The following is a 19396-nucleotide window of genomic DNA, read 5'->3' on the forward strand; positions in this document are numbered from 1 at the left end:
AATTCATTCGGATGACTTAAGATAGCCGTTGTCGGTGACGCTTTTGTGTAAGTACTGACGATTTCTGCGCTGATTGATCGCTGCCGAAGTGAAACGGTCGCGCGGCCCCGATCCGGAAGCCTGCATGGCAAGCAGGCTGACGAATTGAATTCTCGGCCGCCGCAGTGCCGGATGACTTCGCTCGGACGCGAAACGAAAACTAGGCCGCGTAGGGATTTGCCGCCGGCGTCGTGAACCAGCGCGGGCCGTCTTCGGTCATATAGATATGGTCTTCGAGACGAACGCCGAATGTGCCGGGGAAGACGACCATCGGTTCATTGGAGAAGCACATGCCCGGCGCCAGCGGAGTTTTGTTGCCGCGGACGATATAGGGTGCCTCGTGGATTTCGAGGCCGAGGCCATGGCCGGCGCGATGTGGCAGGCCGGGCAGGCGATAGTCGGGGCCGAGCCCGTGCCGCGCAAACACGTCACGGGCGGCGGCGTCGAGGTTTTCGCAGGGCGTGCCGAGTTTTGCCGCATCGAAAACGGCTTGCTGGCCCTCCCGTTCGATTGCCCATGCGCGTTCGAATTCGCGATTGCCTTCGTCGAGCATATAGGTACGTGTCAGATCGGAATGATAGCCATCGATCCGGCAACCCGTATCGACGAGAATGACGTCACCCGCCTGCAGGATCTGTTCGCCATCCGCCCCATGCGGCAGTGCGGTTGCGTCACCAAAGGAGACGATGCAGAAGGTCGAACCGCCATCGGCGCCGGCAGCCCGATGCTGCTGGTCGATCAAGCGCGCAACATCCGAGGCGGCTATGCCGGGCGCGAGTGTGTCGCGGACCTTGCGATGAATATCAAGCGTGATACCCATCGCATATCGGATAAGGGCGATTTCAGCCGGCGACTTGATGGTTCGCAGCGCGCGGATGACAGGCCCGGCATCGACAAGTCGGCCCGCTCCCATCTCGCCGGTAAAAGCGTGATAGAAGGCGAGCGGCAGCGCATCATCGAGCGCGAGCTTTCCAGACGGGTTAACGAGCCGTGATACCAATGCGGCGGGGCTCTCATCTTCTTCCCAGACGGCAATCTCACCCGGCAGATGCGGCAGCGACTCGACGCGGCTGCGCTCGAAACCGGGTACGATATAAGTGAGCTTGTCGTCCGTCACGACCGCGCCGAGCAGCCGCTCGCTCAGGTGCCAGACGAGGCCGGTGAAGTAGCGTAGGCTCTCGGTTGGGCCGAGCAGTGTGGCGGCGATGCCGTGTGCCTGCATCCGCTCGCGCAAGCGCGACAGGCGGCTTTGCCGCTCTTCGTCAGTGATGGCTGCGACGGGATGGGACCAGACCGGGAGAGACACGCTATATATCCGTTATCTTTGTCAAAGCTGAATGGTTGATTCCAGCATAGGGCAATTGTAGGCAGTGTGTCGACAAACATTCCACAGGATTTGATCATGCTCGTTAGCGAATATACGATCCCCGGCGTCCTTGTCCGCGACCACTTCGTCGAAGTGCCGCTCGATTGGAAAAAGCCGGATGGCGCCTCGATCAAGGTTTTTGCGCGAGAGGTTTGCGATCCCGCGCGCAAGCAGGAAAAGCTGCCCATCCTGCTGTTCCTGCAGGGCGGTCCGGGCGGGAAGTCGCCGCGCCCGGTGGGTGGCGGGCCGTCCTGGCTCGGGGAGGCGCTCAAGAACTACCGTGTCGTGCTACTCGATCAGCGCGGCACCGGCAGAAGCACACGCATCGAGAGCGCCACCATGGCTGGCTTTGCGAATGGGAAGGCCGGAGCCGACTATCTCCGCCATTTCCGAGCCGACAGCATCATTGCCGATTGCGAGCATCTGCGGAAGACCGTGTTCGGCGGCGTGCGCTGGGAGACGCTTGGCCAGAGCTATGGCGGCTTCCTGACGCTCACCTATCTGTCGCAGGCGCCGGAGGGGCTGGCTGCCTGCTATGTCACGGGCGGGCTGGCCGGCTTGTCCGCGACGGCTGATGACGTTTACCGCCGCACCTATCCGCGTGTCGCCGGCAAGAACCGGGAATATTACCACCGCTATCCAGCCGATCGCGATCGCATCGCCCGGATCGCCGCCTGCATTGCCGCCGATGATGTGCGTCTGCCTGACGGGGATCGTCTCACGGTGCGCAGGCTGCAAACCATCGGCATCGATTTCGGCATGGCGCCCGGCTATGAAAACGTGCACTGGCTGGTGGATGAAGCCTTCTCCGATCCGGAGGAAACGCGGTTCTCCGATGCTTTCCTCGCCTCCGTCATGTCTTTGACCTCCTATGACGGCAACCCAATGTTTGCGGTGCTGCAGGAGAGCATTTACGGGCAGGGCAGGGACGCGACCGCCTGGGCGGCGGAGCGCATCCGGTCGGAATTTGCCGAGTTCGGCGAAGAGAGCCGGCCGCTCTATCTGACCGGTGAGATGATGTATCCATGGATGTTCGAGGAAGTCCGCTCGCTGCGGCCGTTCCGCGACGCTGTGGAAGCGCTGGCGCGCTACGATGGCTTCGAACCGCTCTACGATCCGGCCCGGCTGGCTTCGAACGAAATTCCGGTGGCCGCAGCAGTCTATTTTGACGATATGTATGTCGATGCCGAGCTGTCGCTTGCGACCGCGGGTGATGTCGGCAATGTCCGGGCCTGGGTGACCAACGAATTCGAGCACGACGGCGTGCGCCAGTCACCGGCCGTGTTCACACGCCTGCGGCAAATGGTGCGCGAGCATGGGGGTCCCCTCGGCTAGGCCGAGGGTATCCGTCATCACTCCCGACGGTCAGGCCGAAAGCGACCTGCCGCCGACCGGGTCGAAGAGATGCATGCGGTTCATGTTGAAGGAGAGCGGCATTTTCGTGCGCGGGCGCGGATCGCTCTCCGGATCGACATTGGCGCACATGCTGACTGAGCCGATGTCGAAATAGATCATCGTTTCCGGCCCAAGTGGCTCCACCAGATCCACATTCGCCTCGATGGTTTCAAAGCCGGGCTTCTGTGTAAGGCTTGATATCGATTCCGGCCGGATTCCGAAGATGACCGGCTTGCCGGCATGCGCCTGATACTCTTGAAACCGTGTCGCGGGAACAGCAAGCCGGCTGCCGTCGTCCAGGATGACGACCAGCCCATCTCCCTCGGTTTGAAGCATCGCAGTGAGGAAGTTCATCGACGGTGATCCGATGAAGCCAGCCACGAACTGGCTAACCGGGTGATGATAGAGTTCCTGCGGCGGTCCAGCCTGCTCGATGATGCCGCCATTCATGACGACAACGCGATCGGCCATGGTCATGGCCTCCACCTGGTCGTGCGTGACATAGACCGTGGTGGTCGGCAGCAATTGGTGCAAGCGCTTGATTTCGGTGCGCATTTGCACGCGCAGCTTGGCGTCTAGATTGGAGAGCGGCTCGTCGAACAGGAAGACTTTTGGATTGCGCACGATGGCGCGGCCCATGGCGACACGCTGGCGCTGACCACCCGAAAGCTGGCCGGGACGACGTGACAGAAGCTCGGTAATATGCAGCGTTTCGGCAGCACGGCTGATGCGCTCGTCGATCTCTGCCTTTGGGAGCTTTTGTTGCTCAAGGCAGAAAGAGATGTTTTCCCTGACACTCATATGCGGATAGAGCGCGTAATTCTGGAACACCATGGCAATGTCGCGCTTTCCCGGGCCAAGCCGGTTGACGACCTGATCGCCGATGACGATATCGCCGCCGGTAATGTGCTCCAGGCCGGCGATCATGCGCAGGGTCGTCGACTTGCCGCAGCCCGATGGGCCGACGAAGACGACGAATTCATTGTCCTCGATATCGAGATTAATGCCGCGCACGGCTTCGTAAATGCCGTAGGATTTGACCACGTTGCGCAGTTCAAGGCGAGCCATGGTGATCTCCTACTTTTCGTGCAGCCAGACGGCCATGGCGCCCGGCTCGCGGTTGGCCCAGAGATGGTAGGGGATTGCCCTGAAACGCCTCGGCTTCAGCGCTGGCGGCTGGATGCGATAGAGCGTCTCCTGCCAGTCGGATGCATCGGCTTCCAGCGCATCGCCCTCGAGAACCGTGGCGCCACCGAGAAGCGTTTCGTCGAAGCTTGCGGCGATCTCGCCCTGTGACGGCAACCTCAGGCGCTGTGGCTCCGTACCCAGATCGGCCTCCTCGACACAGAAAATGACAGGTCCGCGTCGCAGCGCAAAGCGGCCGTTGTCTTCGGTTGCCGCCGGATGTGCATAGAGGCGGTCTACCGGCATGTCGAAGGCGAGCCGAACTTCGTCGCCATCCTTCCATTCTCGATCGATTGCGGCATATCCCTTGACAACGTCGAGCTTGGTGCCTTCGCCATTGACGAAGGCCTTTGTATCGCGGCACCAGCCGGGAATGCGCAGACGCAGCGTGAAGCGCTTCGGCTGATCGAGGCCGAGCGAGACTTTGACATCGCCGTTCCACGGATACTGTGTCTTCTGTGTCAGCCGTAGGAAAACATTGCCGACCGAGAGTTCGGCGGCATTTTCGCCATACAGATGGATTGCCACCTCGTCGGCCTTGGTCGAGTAGAAATACTGGCCGAGCGAGGTGATGAATCGGGCGATATTGGTCGGGCAGCACGGGCAGTAGTGCCACTTCCAGCGACGGTTCTGACCGTGGCTTTCGAGCACATTTTCGTAGAAATAATGCTCACCGTCGCGGGATATGCCTGACAGGGCGCCATTGTAGAGCACGGTTTCGAGCTTGTCGGTGAACTTGCTGTCGAGCTCGATCTGCGCCATGCGGTGGCTGAAGAAACCGAGCGCCACGGCGGCACAGGTCTCGGCATAGGCCGTTTCATTCGGCAGGTCGTATTCCCTGGTGAAGCCCTCGTTCGAAGCGGAGGGGCCGAGGCCGCCGGTAACATAGAGCTGGCGGCCGACCAGATTGTCGAAAAGCCGGGAGCAGGCGCTCTTCAGGCTCTCGTCGTCATTCTCGAACGCGAGATCGGCCATCGCCGAGAACAGATACATGGCGCGCACGGCATGCCCGACCACCTGCGTCTGTTCGCGCACCGGCATATGCGCCTGGCTGTAGGCATATGTCTGGAAGACATAGCTGGCCGGGTCTTCGCCACGCTTGCGCGCCTCCTCGTCATAATAGGAGGGCATCTGGCCGCGTTCGTCGACGAAATAGGTCGCGAGATCAAGATGGCGGGGATCCCTGGTGACGCGGTAAAGCTTGACCAGCGCCAGCTCGATTTCCTCATGCGCATCATAGCCGCGCAGCTTGTCCGGTTCGCGGCCGAACGTGTCGATGATGTGATCGACGGCGCGGATCATCACATCGAGGAATCGGCGCTTGCCGGTCGCCTCGTAATAGGCGACGGCGCCTTCCAGCAGATGGCCCATCGAATACATTTCATGCAGGTCGCGCAGATTGGTCCAGCGCTTTTCCGGCTCGCGCCGGATGAACCAGCTGTTGAGGTAGCCGTCGGCCATCTGGCCATGTTCGAGCTTCTCGACGATCGCGTCGATCTTTGCCTCGATGTCTGGATTCGGGTTGTTCTTCAGCGTGTAGCTTGCCGCCTCGATCCACTTGCCGAAATCGGAATCGAAGAAATGCTGCATCGACAACCCGCTCGGCTGGATCGGCCGCGCCAGCGGACCGGCCGGCTTGTCGAAATCGAGCACCTCGAGGAAGCCTTCCTCGTCGAGCCGCATATGCTGGGTCGGGATGGTCACGTTACGGACGGTTTCCGTCCAGCTCTTCCAGAAGCCGCCATTGAACGCGACGCAGGTGTGGTCGGCGGGCACGTAACGGTCGATCGGCGATCGGGAAGGGGATTTCTGGGCGATAGGCATTGGAACTCCTTGAGCGGACGGGCCGCTTTTCATTTCACGGCGCCGGCCGTCAGGCCGCGCACATAATAGCGTTGCAGAAGAAGGAAGAGGATGATGCAGGGGATCATGGTGACGGCGATGCCCGCCTGCAGGGCGCCCCAGTCGATGATGCCGTAGAGGCCGGAGGAGACATTCACGAGCATGATCGGCAACGTGAACTTGTTCTGGTCCGACAGGAAGATGAGGGCAGCCAGGAACTCGTTCCACGAGTTGAGGAAGGCAAACATCGCCACTGTCGCGACGCCCGGCAACGCGATCGGCAGCATGATACGGCGCAGGATCGTCGCCTGCGAGGCCCCATCGATACGCGCCGCCTCGATCAGCGCCTTCGGCACGGCGTCAAAGGCATTGCGCATCATGAAGACGGAGAAGGGCAACTGGAAGGTCACGTAGATCAGCACCAGGCCGACCAGGCTGTTCTGCAATCCAAGCAGTTTCAGGATCAGGAACAGCGGCGTCAGGATCGACTGGAACGGGATCATCATCGTTGCCATGATCAGCACGAAGAGGATCGATTGGCCCGGAAACTTGAACTTGGAGAAGCCGTAACCGGCCGGCACGGAGACGATCACGGTCAGAAGAACCGTACCGATCGCGATCATCACGGAATTGGCGGCATAGACATACCAGCCGGCACCGACATTCTCGAGCCGGCGGTAATTCTCCAGCGAGAAGGTCTTCGAAAAGAGCGCGGCCGGATTGGCAAGCGCTTCGGCGGCCGGCTTGAAGGAATTGGCAAGCGACCAGACGATCGGCATGATGAAGAAGATCGCAAACAGGATCGATACGAGCAGGAAGAGGAGATATCCCGTCTGGCCGCCGCGCGAATTGGTGTTTGTCTTCGCTTGAGTCATTAGCCTTCCTCCGGCCGCTCGCGCAGCAGCACGAATTGAATGGCGCTGATGGCGACCAGCACGATCAGCAGCGCAAAGGAAAGCGCCGAGCCGTAGCCGAGCCGATAAGACGAGAAGGACGCCAGATAGATCGAAAATACCGCCGAGATCGTGCTGTTTTCAGGCCCGCCCTGGGTGATGATGAAGAACTGGTCGAAGGCGAGCATGGACGAAGTGACGTTGAGAACCAGCGCCAGCACCAGCGAATTGCGCATCAGGGGCAGGGTGATACGGCGGAAGCGGCTGAAGACGCTGGCGCCGTCGATCTTCGCGGCTTCGATGACGTCATTGGAAATGCCCTGCAGGCCTGTCAGCAGGATGACCATGGTGAAGCCCGCAGTCTTCCAGACGACCATCAGGATGATGACTGCCATCGCCGGCCAGAAGCTCTCGAGCGGACGAGGCGCCGAGCTGATGAGACCGATGCCGCGCAGCACTTGTGCGAAAACGCCACTGTCTGGATTGAGCAGCCACATCCAGAGCGTCGAGGCCGCGCCGAAACCGATCACGACAGGCATGAAGAAGATCGTGCGGAAGAAGCCGGCGGAGCGCAGCGGGCGGTCGACGAGCAGCGCCAGCGGAAAGGCAACGGCGAAAATCGCTGCCGTCACCAACACCGTATAGAGCATGGTAAAGCCGAGCGAATGCCAGAGCTGCATGTCGCCGAGAAGTTCGCTGTAATTGGCAAGACCGATGAATTTCTTCCGGCCGAGTAGCGGCCAGTTGTAGAAGCTCATCCATATGGTCATGGCGAGCGGAACGAGAAACAGCACCAGGATGAAGAGGAAGCCGGGCAGGATGAAGGCCAGTCCCAGCCACCCCTTCGGCTCCGGCTCCCCGGAGACCGGCTGTCTTATGTGTGTTGTCGGCGTGTCGACCACTGTCATTCCTCGAAGATTTGAAAACCGCGTGTCGGCAATCCGGAATGTGCGGGGCGGACGACCGCCCCGCTTCAGATGTTGTTACGGGTTTGTGCGGTCGAGGATCTTGGTGAAGTCGTCCTGCGCCTTCTTGATCGAACCATCGACGTCGTCGCCGAAGATCGTGCCCTGGATCAGGTTGAGAAACGGGCCGGTGCGGCTGACGAACAACTCATCCGAGGAGAAGGTATAGGGCGTGCGCGCTTTGGCGAGGATGTCATAGGCGATCAGGTTGCGCGGGTCGAATTTGGCGTAGGCTTCCTTGGCAAGGTCCGTGCGCGACGGCATGCCGGATTCCTGCGTGATATAAACCTGCTGTTCGGGCTCCATGTAGAATTTCACGAAGTCGAGCGCGACCTTCTTCTTCCCCTCGCTGATGCCCTTGATGAGGGCGACTGTATCACCGCCGGCAAAGCTCGATGCGCCGCCCTTCGGGCCGGGGATCGGGGCGACCGCGAACTTCACGTCCGGATATTTGCTGGTCAGGAGGTTGACGATGTAGGAACCGGTCATGAGGATGCCGACCTTTCCGGAAGCAAACGCTTCGACGGCGTTGTTGCCATTGCCGGAACGTGAAGTCGGATGGATCGCGCCTTCCTTCCACATGTCACGATAGGCGGCAATCGTGTCGCGCATCGCCGGCGTATCGACGGTGGCGGTGCGGCCGTCATCGGAAAGCACATCGGCATTGGCGGCCCAGAGGTGCGGCAGGAAATCGTAGATCAACCAGCTGCCGGAATTGGCGACGAAATAGAAGCCATAGGTTTCCTTGTCGAGCGCATGGATCTTCTTCGCATCGGCAGCAATCTCCTCAAGGGAGGCCGGCGCCTTGTCCGGGTCGAGGCCGGCTTTCTTGAAGAGGTCGGTATTGTAGGCGATGATCGAGGCATCGGGCAGGGCCGGCACGCCGTAGACCTTGCCGTCATAGGTGGCAAGGCGGATATGCGATGGGCTGAGCGCCGCCGAATAGGGCAATCCCTTGACGAAATCGCTGATGTCCTCAAGGCTGTCATTGGCGGCGAAGGTCGGCAGATAGATCAGGTCGAGGACCGCGCCGTCAGGCGCTGCGCCGCCGGCAATCGCGGCGCCCAGCTTCGGCACCATCTGCTCGGCGGTGATCTGGGTCACATTAACCTTGTCGGAATGCGAGGCATTGTATTTTTCGGCGAGTCCCTGAAGCACGGCACCCGAAGACGTTCGCACCCATAGCGTGATTTCTTCGGCGCTGGCGAGAGAAGAGCTCGCCAGCAGTGCAACAGCGGCAATGGTGGTTTTCAAATGTATCATGCGGGTTCCCCTTCTCTTATGCGAGGCTCCTCTGCCTCGAGACAAAGACGACGTTAAATGAGAAAATTTTTCATGTCGACAGGCTGTATGCATCAAAAGGCCATGTTTTTGTTAAAACCTTTTAGCAGCTAAATTTTTTCTGCTAAAAGGTTTTAACAAAGTAGTTGAATGGGTGCGAATTTGAAAGAATCGGGTGGCGGCCGGCATACGATCCGTGACGTAGCGAAGGCTGCGGGGGTAAGTATTTCAACGGCCTCGAACGCGCTGAACGGCACCGGGCGAACCAATGCCGAAACCCGCGAAAAGGTGAGACGGATCGCCGAGGAAATCGGATTTCGCCCGAATGCGCTCGCGCGTGGGTTGCTGACCAAGCGCAGCCACGCGATTGGAATGCTGACCAACGACACCTATGGGCGTCTAACCTTGCCGATGGCGAGCGGCGTCTCGGAAGTGCTGGTCGATCACGGCGTCTCGCTTTTCCTCTGTGCCACCAACAATGATCCGCGACTGGCGAGACTGCATCTCGAAGCGCTGCGCGACAGACAGGTCGACGGCATCATCTTCACCGCGACACGCATCGACATGGAGCCACCTCCGGAACTGACACAGCTGGGCATTCCGGTGGTCTATGTCTTCGCGCAGGGGCCATCGGACAGCGTCAGCTTTCATCCCGATGATGCTCAAGGCGCGCGCCTCGCAGTCGAACATCTTCAGGCTCTCGGCCGGTCGCGTATTCTGCATATCACCGGCGAGCAGAACTATCGCGCTGCCTGCATCCGCGCCGAGGCCTATCGGGAGCTCGTCGGGTCGGCGGCCGAGGTCATGTTCGGCGATTGGTCGGAGGAGTGGGGACATGCGGCGATCGAAACCGTCTTCTCGCGATCCGGGGCGAAACCGGATGCGATCTTCTGCGGCAGCGACGAGATCGCCCGTGGCGTCATCGATGCGCTGCGCGACAGAAACATTTCCATCCCGGGCGACGTCGCGGTGGTCGGTTTCGACAATTGGGAGGTCGTCTCACGGCAGACACGTCCGCCGCTGACGACCATCGACATGGAACTCAAGGAGCTTGGTCACCGGGCGGGACTAGCGATCCTTGCCCTGTCTAAAGGCGAGGCGATCGAGCCAGGCGTCGAGAGACTGCCATGTACGCTCGTCTTTCGCCGCTCCGCCGGGCAAGCCGATCAACCTTGAAGTGGCTGCACGATTGTGGGCGGCCAAGGTGCGGCGAGTAGATCGAGCCTCAGCCGCGTGCGGCCTGATCGGCCGTGGCTTCGATCCTTGTCCCGCTTTCAACTTCGCGGGACTTCAGCGCCTTCGTCAAACACAGGGCGACAATGATGACCGGCAGGCAGACGAGGTAGGCGATCCTGATGCCCGCATGCTCGGCGACGAAGCCGAGCAAGGGTGGCGCCAGAAAGAACACGACGAAGGACATCTGCCCGAGGGCTGCAACGTTCAGATGGGCGGGGCGATCAGTCCGTTGTGCTGCCGCGGAAACGGCGAGAGGATAGACCGCACTGCAGCCGCCGCCCATCAATGCAAAACCGAGCAGCGCGACATAGGGGTGCGGCGCCAGCCAGACGGCACAAAGTCCTATGGTCGAGAAAATGAGCAAGAACGTTGCAACCGCACGCGCACCAAACCGGTCGACGAGCGGATCAACAAACAGTCGGGCGATCGCCATGAAGAAGGTAAATAGCGTCAGCCCAAGACCGCCGAGAAAGGGTTCAACTGCGAAAACGTCGCGCATATAGATCGCTGACCAGTCGATGCCGGCGCCTTCCACCAGAAATGCGGCAATGCCGATCACGCAAAGTGGCATGAGCCCCCATGTCGGCAGCGCTATGCTTGGGCCATCCACATGCTCGGCCCCGGCACGGGCCGGCGCATTCTCAATGCCTGAGATCACGACAATGCCGACGATCAGAACGAAAGTGAATGTCAGCGCAAGATGCAGATGCATCGGCACGCCCGCTTGACGAACGGCGGAGCCGGCAAGTGCGGTCAGGAAGAATCCAAGGCTCCAGAAGCCATGCGCCCTGTTCATCACGCCGCGGCCGAGTTGAGCCTCGATGCGATCGATCTCGACATTGAGATTGATTTCCAGCGCGCCGGCCAGCAAGCCCTCACAGAAAAGGATAAAGRAAACCAGCCAGGCGGCGTTGGCCCAGGGGATGGTTGCCAGCAGAGCGGACGTGCCGAGTACTGTCAGAAACGCCGTCTTGCGCGCACCAAAGCGGGCAATCAGCGGCGAAGCGAAGGTCAAGGAGATCAGCGCTCCGATTGCGGCGCCGATCAGCGTCAGGCCGAGCTCGGACTTGTTGACGGCCAGTGCGTCCTGAAGGTCGGGCAGGCGCGAGAGTAGCGCACCCATCGAGATGGCGAAGAGAAAGAAGCAGACATAGATCCGGTGTTGCGGCTGGATATGCATTCGATCGCTCCGGGATGTGATCGGTTCAGAAGTTTGACCTCAATCGCAACGGCGGCGAAAAAAGACAATTTCGAGTGGCRTTTCGGAGATATATCTTGTCGGGGGTAATCGCAACAGCAACCTTAACTAGTTCCGGGCATAGACTTGGCTTCTTTTCAGGCCGCCGGTTAAACCATCGTATATCTGACCTTTCGCCGCCCGCGGACTTAGCTTGTCCGGGTCTTAGCGAGCCCCAGAGGAGAAAGATACGATGTTCAAATCCATGACCATTGCCGCGCTGGCGCTGACCTTTGCTGCAGTCCCGTCTTTTGCGGCCCAGAAAGCCCATAACGCCAAGATCACCGTCGTGTTCGATCACGAATTGCCAAACGTCCCGGGCAAAAGCATGCGCGGCGTTCTCGTTGAATATGGACCGGGCGGCTATAACCCCGCGCATACCCATGCAAAGAGCGCGTTCATCTACGCCACGGTCGTCGAGGGTGAAATCAAGAGCAAGGTGAACGACGGCGCGGAAAAGGTCTTCAAGACTGGCGAGAACTGGATCGAAGTCCCTGGCGATCATCACCTTGTCAGCGCGAATGCCAGCAAGACGAAGCCTGCAAAAATCCTGGCAGTATTCGTCGTCGACACGAAGGAAACAGAGTTGACGACGCCTGACCCCTGATCGCGAAGCTGATTTCTGAGTGGGGAGGGGATGTCCCGGCATCACCTTTCCATAGTTTCGGACGTCTAGGGCCGATCGGGGCGCGTAGGGACGGAAGCCATCAACCGCGCAAATGCCGCCTGAGATCGAACACCCGTCTTGGACAGAAGCCTTGCTGTATGCGTTTTGACAGTGTTGGGAGACAGGGCAAGTATCCTGGCGGTCTCTGGAACCGAATAGCCACAACCGACGAGTACGGCCACCTTCGCCTCGGCGGCGGTCAGGCTGAAAATGCTCCGAAGCTGTTCAGCCTGCCCGGTGGCCCGGCTTTCCATATCGACGATCTGAAGAAGCACGCGGGCGCCGGAGTCGGTCGAATCCCAGGCCACGAAGGAACTTGGCGGTAAGGGAGTGACCTGCGCGAAGTAGGGCGGTAAACCCGATGGCCGGAGAATCTGGACCGCGCCCTGCAATTGCGCAGCCGTTCCGCCTGCGACTTCGAGGGCCTGCCGTATCGCGCGGGTCAGAGCCTTGGAACTGCTAGAAATCCTTGGCAGCGTCGTGCGCTCATGTTTGTTGATCGAAAGTCCGTCGCCGTGTCTCAGAATGTCTTCAGCGGCGGAATTCAGCGCGACGATTTCGCCTTGGCTATCGAGCAGCACGGCTGCGTCTGGCAGGGCTTCGAGCAGCGGCTGCAGGAGATTGGCCTCTCGCCTGATGCTTCCGACGTTGAGGGAAAGTTCTATCGAGCGGGAGAGATGAGGCGTCAACTGCAGAAGCTTCCGGGCTGCCAGGCCACTTTCGGTGTCCTGGGCCTTGGAGAGAAAAAGCGCGACCCCACCGATGCCGCCGCGTTCATGCAGGCTTGCATGTGGGACGAAGAGCTGATTGTAGATATCCTGCGGGGCGCAGATGTCGGCATAATAAGCAGTGCGCCGGACGGCTGCATCGTCGATAAGCTCATTACCGATCGCCACCTGATCCGGATGGACTTTCTCGAAGGCCTTTGCATAGGGATTGCCGGCGTAGTACTGCAGATAGAGATCGTTCAGATCTTCGCGCATCCGGCCTGGGATCAGAAAACTGCTTTTTCCGTCAGGAGCCTGATAGACAATATTGCCGGCTGTTGCTCCAACGTAATCGACAACCGCGCATAACGTGCTCGACCACAACTCTACGTCTACGGAGGCGCGATAGATCTTATCGACAATATCCGTATGCGCCATTTGACTGTCTTTCCATTCGTAAAGTCATATGAGCGGCCAAAGCCGAATATTAGTCCAGACTGATCTTTTAGAGAAGTGAAAGATACTTGAACATCACCCTATTGGGTGACGATGAAAAACTCTTTGATTCATAAATAGATAAGCCGGATGGTATGTATTTGTTATCCGCTTCTTGTCGGGACATGTTGCGAATCTTCTCGGCGCCGGCGCAGGATGCCGCCACCTTATCGGCGGTCGTTTTGAGGCCGATTACACCGGATGGCGATCGGCAACTTTGGCGCGAATTTTGCACATCTTGCGCCACGCCGCGGCGATGCGGCCCCTAGGTTTCGCTGCATAATGTTGACCATTCAAAATTAAGTAAAAAACAAGTTTTCCCCACAAGAATTAGGTTCATCGATATTTGAGGGGACGTTATGGACGGGGGAAAGATCAAGCGGCCGATATGGATCCGCATCACGGCCTATGGGTTTGCGGCCGTTTTGTTTGCAAGCGCGGCTATCGGTGGTCTTGCCTGGTATCGTCAGAATACGATGAGCGATCAATCGCTTCAGAAGGAGCTTTCGTCCGATCTTCATGTGATTCAGGCGGACATGGACGCTCAGAAGCGAGCGGCTGCCGGGCTTGCCATCGCCCTAGCCGGTGAGCCTGAAACCGCTGATCTGATTGCCAGGAATGATCGCGCATCCATTCTTGCAAAATATACCGCCAGCCTGCCGGCGATCAAAGCGCAGGGCCTTCAGCTCATCACGTTCAGCAATTCCGATGGCTTGGCGGTCGCACGTATCCATACGCCGGATACTTTCGGCGACGACCTCAAGGGACGTCGCAAGATGATCGTCGCGGCTTTGACGCAGGGCAAGCTGAACGCCGGCATCGAACCTGGCCGGACCGCCGTCAGCATGTTTGCATCAGCACCTGTTATCAAGGATGGCAAGACCGTCGGCGTCGTCGATGTCGGCACCTCGCTCACGAACGACTATTTTGCGCCGCTGGCGCGGTCGGTTGATGCAGCCGTCGCAGTGCATATTCTTCAGGATGGCAAGTTCGTACCGCAGGCATCCACCTTTGGTGACAAGACAATCCTCACCCAGGAGCAGCTGCAGGCAGCCTTCAACGGTGACCGCATCCGTGTTCATGCCGTTCTCGGCGGCAAGGATTATGAAGTCACCGCTATTCCCTTTGAAGACTTCTCCGGTCGCAAGATTGGCGTCTTCGAAATCGGCTCCAATGTGACGGAGATCGTAGAAGCGTCGCAGCAGGCGCTCTGGACGGCGGCGATCGGCACGGTGATCGTCTCGCTGATTTCGCTTGTCGGCTTCCTCGTTTTCGCACGATCGATCGCTGCGGTCATCAAGAAGACAACCAACACCATGGCGCGTCTGGCGGCCGGCGATCTGAATGTCGAGGTTCAGGGTCAGGCCAGACCGGATGAAATCGGCGCCATGGCGCGCGCCGTTCAGGTCTTCAAGCAGAATGCGATCGAGCGGGTTCGCCTCGAACAGGAGGCAGAAGCCAATCGTGGCATGAGCGAGAGAGAGCAGATCGAACGCGAGAAGGAAAAGGCGAAAGACGCTGCCGATGTGCAGTTTGCCGTCGACAACCTCGCCGCGGGTCTTTCGAAACTCGCCGACGGCGATGTGTCCTACCGTATCGACCAGCCCTTCGTAACGAGGCTCGATGGCGTCCGCAGCGACTTCAACAATTCCGCTGACAAGCTGCAATCGGCGTTGAACCGGGTATCGCAGAATGCCCGCGGCATCGACTCGGGAGCAAACGAGATCAAATCGGCCGCTGACGATCTTGCCAAGCGCACAGAACAGCAGGCAGCGGCGCTGGAGGAAACGGCTGCAGCTCTCGAAGAAATCACCACGACCGTGAAGGATTCGAGCAAGCGAGCGAAGGAAGTCGGAGAGCTTGTCTCGCGTGCCAAGACCGGCGCGGAAAAATCCGGCGAAGTCGTCCGCAAGGCTGTTTCGGCCATGCAGCAGATTGAAAAATCCTCGGGCGAGATCTCCAACATCATCGGCGTCATTGACGACATCGCCTTCCAGACCAACCTTCTGGCTCTGAACGCCGGCGTCGAAGCGGCCCGCGCCGGCGAAGCCGGCAAGGGCTTTGCCGTCGTCGCCCAGGAAGTTCGCGAACTGGCCCAGCGTTCAGCAAACGCCGCCAAGGAAATCAAGGCTTTGATCAACACGTCAAGCGAACAGGTCAATTCCGGCGTCGGCCTCGTCGGCGAAACCGGCAAGGCGCTGGAAGCGATCGTCGCCGAGGTGCAGGAAATCAATCGCCATATTGCGGCGATCGTCGAAGCATCGCAGGAACAGTCCTCCGGTCTCGACCAGATCAACTTGGCGGTCAACCAGATGGACCAGGATACGCAGAAGAACGCGGCCATGGTCGAAGAGTCGACTGCCGCAAGCCATAATCTTGCGAAGGAAGTTGCGTCGCTCAACGAGCTTCTTGCCCAGTTCAAGCTGAGCGAAGCGGGTTATGCACTGCGTTCCGCTGCTCCCCGCGCCGCCGCACGAAACGATGCTCCGGCCCCGTCACCGGTTCGTGCCCTCGGCCGCAAGATCGCTTCTGCATTCTCGGGAAATGCCGCCCTCGATACAAAGGGCGACAACTGGGAAGAGTTCTGAAGCTCGAACCACCAGAGCAAGATACGGTGCGGCGACCGTCGCCGCACCACTTTCAGCGCCAGGCCTTCGTGGGCTCGATAGCCCAACCAGCCGCTAGCCGATCGACAGGCGCTTTTCAGTTTTGGCATCGAAGAGATGAAGTTTGTTGAGATCCGGCATCATCCTGACGGTCTCGCCCGCCTTCAGCGAAAGACGGTCACGTACGGTTGCGACCAGCGGATCCGATCCGAGCTTGGCGTTGATCTGGGTCTCGGCCCCCGTCGGTTCGATGACAGCCACCTCGGCGCTCACGCCGTCCTGGCTGACGATCAGATGCTCGGGACGGATGCCATAGACAACCTCCGCACCTCGCGCGACTGCCGCAGCCTCTGGCAGCGGCAGGTGCGCTCCTCCGTCGGCGATGAATTCAAGCGGCCCGGACGAGCTGATCTTGCCCTTGATAACATTCATGCCCGGAGAACCGATGAAGCCGGCGACGAAGAGATTGGCCGGGCGGTCGTAGAGGTCGAGCGGTGAACCGATCTGCTCGACATAGCCATCGCGCATCACGACGATCCGGTCTGCCATGGTCATGGCTTCGATCTGATCGTGCGTTACATAGATGGTTGTCGTCTTCAGCCGCTGGTGCAGCTGCTTGATCTCCGAGCGCATCTGCACGCGGAGCTTGGCATCGAGATTGGAGAGAGGCTCGTCGAAAAGAAAGACCTGCGGCTGGCGCACGATCGCTCGGCCCATCGCGACACGCTGACGCTGGCCGCCGGAGAGATTTCTGGGGTAGCGGTCGAGGAGATGTTCGAGGCCGAGGATCTGCGCTGCATCACGGACGCGCGCCTTGATCTGCTCTTTCGGTGCTTTCCCCAGTCGCAGCGAAAATCCCATATTCGCTTCGACCGTCATATGCGGATAAAGCGCGTAGGACTGAAAGACCATGGCAATGTCGCGCTCCTTCGGAGCGACATTGTTGACGACCTTGCTGCCGATCGAAACATTACCGCCAGAAATCTCCTCAAGCCCAGCGATCATGCGCAGCAAGGTCGACTTGCCGCAGCCGGAGGGCCCGACGAGGATGACGAATTCTCCATCGCGGATGTCGATGTCGACCCCGTGCAACACCTCGAAGTGACCATAGTTCTTGCGGACATTCGCCACGTTTACGGACGCCATAATTGTCTCCGGCTGAAAATCTGATTTCGGATCTGCAATCGCCCGCTGAGAGCGACATTTGACATGCCTGCTACCGAGGCTTTGTCGCGGTGGCGTAGGGTGCGAGGGCCGCATCGATAGCGGCAAGGCAAAGATCGCGAGYCTTTGGCGCCAAACGCTTCTCGACCACATCGGGATAGAGACGGGCAAGATGCTGGCTGATCAGCGTTTCCGGGATCTCGTCGGGCAACTGCGCGAGCAGTTTGTCGACCGCGGCGCTAGCGCGCGCGTCCGGCCAATAATAACGGATGCGGTCGCTATAGCTGAAATGTCGCTGCAGGCGCTGTTCATCTGCCGTACCGCCATAGTGACCGGCCCAATGTCCAGGCTCGGCGAGCATGATCTCTTCCATTGTCGCTACCAGCCCGCGGGCTTCCTTGCCGCCTGAGATCGTGTTGGCGATCGCATCGAGGCCGTAGAGCGCCTCGCGCAATGCAAAGGTCAGGCCCGGCCCGACTTTAAGGATCGAAAACCCACCGTCGACCAGAGAAGCCAGCAAGTCTGCCGGCTGGTAATCGGTGGAGTGGGCTTCGAAGAGCAGACCGTTCATTTCGTCGAGCGCGGAGATCAGCTCCTGTGCTCGCTCGGGCTTGTAGAGCGCGACATTGGCATTGCCGAATTCCACACCCGGCTGAACGACGATGGCGATCACCCGCTCCAGTGCGGAACCGACCCCAGCCTGGGTAAAAGCCTCGCGATGAACGCCAAGCGTCTTCACGGCAGCTTGCCGTCGCGTGACCTCGATCTCCTCCAGGGCATGTGTAGCGCCACCCGGCGGCGGCACTTCCGTGCCAATGATATAGACGGGCGGGCGACGGCCGCTGCGGCGGGCGGCATCTTCGGCGGCCCGCGCCAACCGTGCGGCTCTTGCTGCGGTCAATTCATCGGCAAGCGCCACAGGTTCGCCGGCGCAGCCCATTGATGTGTCGAGATGCAGCTTTTCGAAGCCGGCTTCCACATATGCTGTTACCATGGCTTCGGCGCGTGCCATGGCATCGTCAGCGCTGAGTTTCCGCCACGGGTTCGGGCCGAGATGGTCGCCGCCGAGAATGATGCGCGCGGCGGGAAAACCGACGCTTGCCGCAATTCGTTCGATGAAGGCGCGGAAATCTGCCGGCGTCATACCGGTATAGCCGCCCTCCTGATTGACCTGATTACAGGTCGCCTCGATCAGGACGACGTCGCTCTGCCGAGCGGCACGTCGCAATGTTGCCTCGATGACCAGCGGATGGGCGGAGCAAACGGATGTGATGCCGCGGGGCAGGGGCAGCCCTCTGTCCCCGAAGAGTTTTGCCAGGGCAATCTGGCGATTTCGATCAACCGCGGCGCTCATGCGAGTGTGACAACTTTGGTGAGATGACGTGGTGAGACCGTATCGATGTGGCGTGCCTGAGCGGCACGTTCGCCGAGTATCTGCAGCGCCGGCAGAACGGCGAGGCCGGCAAGCGACAGGTCGACATCAACTGGAAGCTCCAGGTCGCCGGGGCCGCCGAAGCCGATAACGACGGCGCCTTTTTCGCGCAACTCGCCAACCAGCTTGGCCTCGGCGTCTCTCTGGTCCGAACTGTAGAGCACGATAACCGCCGTCTTCTCATCGACGAGGCTGATTGGCCCATGGCGGTATTCGAGCGGATGGAAGGCCTGCGTCATGAGCTGGCTCATCTCCATCAACTTCAATGCACCTTCAAGCGCGATGCCGAAAAGCGGTCCGCCGCCGAGAAACACGAAGTGTGAACGGTCCTCAATGATATCGGGCAGGGAGGTGTCGAGCGTGTTTGCAAGCTGCCGTGCCGATGCGACGATCGAAGCCGGCACGGTCTGACCGATCATCTGCAGGCTGAGCAAGACCATGAGGCTCGCCGACACTGTCATGACGATGCCTTCGTCCGGATGGGTTGGCGAGCAGATCAGCTGGTCACAATTCTTGGCAAGCGCGCTTTCGGGCTCGACCGTGACGGCAGTGACGAACGCGCCGGCAGCACGGCTAACCTTGGCCGCAGCGACCGTTTCCGTCGTTTCGCCGGAGCGCGAGAGCGCAACCACATGCGTCTTCTGCCATTCCGGCCAGAAATAGGAGGGGCGGTTCAGCCACTCTGCACCAGGCACTGCAATCGCCCTGCGCTTGAGGCTGTTGGCATAGGCGGCCAGAGACAAAGCGAGATTGAAGGAGGTGCCGCAACCGACGAAGACGAGGAGATCGTCCGCCCTGCCGCTTGCCGCATTCGAGCCGATGGCTTTTTCCCAATAGGGGAACTGCTCGAAGATTACCTTTTCGGTCGTGTTCATGATGTCTCCGA

At 59.8% G+C, this 19396-nt stretch carries 15 protein-coding genes; 4 read left to right on the forward strand and 11 right to left on the reverse strand.

Features of this window, described 5'->3' with window-relative positions; all coding sequences use genetic code 11:
* Positions 1–199: 199 nt before the first annotated feature.
* Entirely contained in the window at positions 200–1345 is a 1146-nt protein-coding gene (locus AC1DF8_RS25915; protein WP_478155562.1) for a M24 family metallopeptidase, read from the reverse strand.
* A gap of 96 nt (positions 1346–1441) precedes the next feature.
* Here AC1DF8_RS25915 and AC1DF8_RS25920 point away from each other — a divergent pair, with 96 nt between their 5' ends.
* A complete protein-coding gene (locus AC1DF8_RS25920; protein ID WP_478155563.1) occupies positions 1442–2740 on the forward strand; it encodes an alpha/beta fold hydrolase in 1299 nt (432 codons plus the stop codon).
* Positions 2741–2770: 30 nt separating this feature from the next.
* Here AC1DF8_RS25920 and AC1DF8_RS25925 read toward each other — a convergent pair whose 3' ends face one another.
* From AC1DF8_RS25925 to AC1DF8_RS25945, 5 genes are all read right to left on the reverse strand, one after another.
* On the reverse strand, positions 2771–3868 hold the full coding sequence (locus AC1DF8_RS25925; protein WP_112971639.1) for a sn-glycerol-3-phosphate ABC transporter ATP-binding protein UgpC: 1098 nt from the start codon (positions 3866–3868) through the stop codon (positions 2771–2773).
* Between the two features lie 9 nt (positions 3869–3877).
* Entirely contained in the window at positions 3878–5809 is a 1932-nt protein-coding gene (locus AC1DF8_RS25930) for a glycoside hydrolase family 127 protein (RefSeq protein WP_478155564.1), read from the reverse strand.
* A gap of 29 nt (positions 5810–5838) precedes the next feature.
* Complete coding sequence (locus tag AC1DF8_RS25935) at positions 5839–6702, reverse strand: carbohydrate ABC transporter permease (protein ID WP_112542309.1); 864 nt, start codon at positions 6700–6702, stop codon at positions 5839–5841.
* The gene (locus AC1DF8_RS25940) at positions 6702–7628 is read right to left on the reverse strand and encodes a carbohydrate ABC transporter permease (RefSeq protein ID WP_478155565.1); all 927 of its coding nucleotides are present in this window, start codon (positions 7626–7628) and stop codon (positions 6702–6704) included. Before AC1DF8_RS25940 ends, AC1DF8_RS25935 begins: the two co-directional genes overlap by 1 nt.
* A gap of 75 nt (positions 7629–7703) precedes the next feature.
* Positions 7704–8948 (reverse strand): ABC transporter substrate-binding protein, encoded by a 1245-nt coding sequence (locus AC1DF8_RS25945; protein WP_112542307.1) that lies wholly within the window; start codon positions 8946–8948, stop codon positions 7704–7706.
* A gap of 168 nt (positions 8949–9116) precedes the next feature.
* Between AC1DF8_RS25945 and AC1DF8_RS25950 the strand changes: the two genes are divergently transcribed.
* Positions 9117–10142, forward strand: a complete 1026-nt coding sequence (locus AC1DF8_RS25950; RefSeq protein ID WP_112971643.1) for a LacI family DNA-binding transcriptional regulator — start codon at positions 9117–9119, stop codon at positions 10140–10142.
* Positions 10143–10191: 49 nt separating this feature from the next.
* Here the strand turns inward: AC1DF8_RS25950 and AC1DF8_RS25955 are convergent, their stop codons facing one another.
* Positions 10192–11382, reverse strand: a complete 1191-nt coding sequence (locus tag AC1DF8_RS25955) for an MFS transporter (protein WP_478155566.1) — start codon at positions 11380–11382, stop codon at positions 10192–10194.
* 250 nt (positions 11383–11632) lie between these two features.
* On the opposite strand from AC1DF8_RS25955, the gene AC1DF8_RS25960 reads away from it, so the two are divergent.
* Entirely contained in the window at positions 11633–12046 is a 414-nt protein-coding gene (locus AC1DF8_RS25960) for a cupin domain-containing protein (protein WP_478155567.1), read from the forward strand.
* 65 nt (positions 12047–12111) lie between these two features.
* Here the strand turns inward: AC1DF8_RS25960 and AC1DF8_RS25965 are convergent, their stop codons facing one another.
* The gene (locus AC1DF8_RS25965; protein WP_478155568.1) at positions 12112–13251 is read right to left on the reverse strand and encodes a helix-turn-helix transcriptional regulator; all 1140 of its coding nucleotides are present in this window, start codon (positions 13249–13251) and stop codon (positions 12112–12114) included.
* 416 nt (positions 13252–13667) lie between these two features.
* Between AC1DF8_RS25965 and AC1DF8_RS25970 the strand changes: the two genes are divergently transcribed.
* Positions 13668–15896 carry a methyl-accepting chemotaxis protein gene (locus tag AC1DF8_RS25970; RefSeq protein WP_478155569.1) on the forward strand — a complete coding sequence of 743 codons (2229 nt, stop codon included), beginning with the start codon at positions 13668–13670 and terminating at the stop codon, positions 15894–15896.
* A 93-nt stretch (positions 15897–15989) separates the two neighbouring features.
* On the opposite strand, the gene AC1DF8_RS25975 is transcribed toward AC1DF8_RS25970, so the two are convergent.
* From AC1DF8_RS25975 to AC1DF8_RS25985, 3 genes are all read right to left on the reverse strand, one after another.
* Entirely contained in the window at positions 15990–17060 is a 1071-nt protein-coding gene (locus AC1DF8_RS25975; protein WP_113138808.1) for an ABC transporter ATP-binding protein, read from the reverse strand.
* Between the two features lie 70 nt (positions 17061–17130).
* Positions 17131–18432: a D-tagatose-bisphosphate aldolase, class II, non-catalytic subunit gene (locus AC1DF8_RS25980; protein WP_478155570.1), complete on the reverse strand. Its 1302-nt coding sequence runs from the start codon at positions 18430–18432 to the stop codon at positions 17131–17133.
* Positions 18429–19385 carry an SIS domain-containing protein gene (locus AC1DF8_RS25985; RefSeq protein ID WP_478155571.1) on the reverse strand — a complete coding sequence of 319 codons (957 nt, stop codon included), beginning with the start codon at positions 19383–19385 and terminating at the stop codon, positions 18429–18431. Before AC1DF8_RS25985 ends, AC1DF8_RS25980 begins: the two co-directional genes overlap by 4 nt.
* Positions 19386–19396 lie beyond the last annotated feature (11 nt).

Source organism: Rhizobium sp. 05N49 (assembly GCF_056396805.1).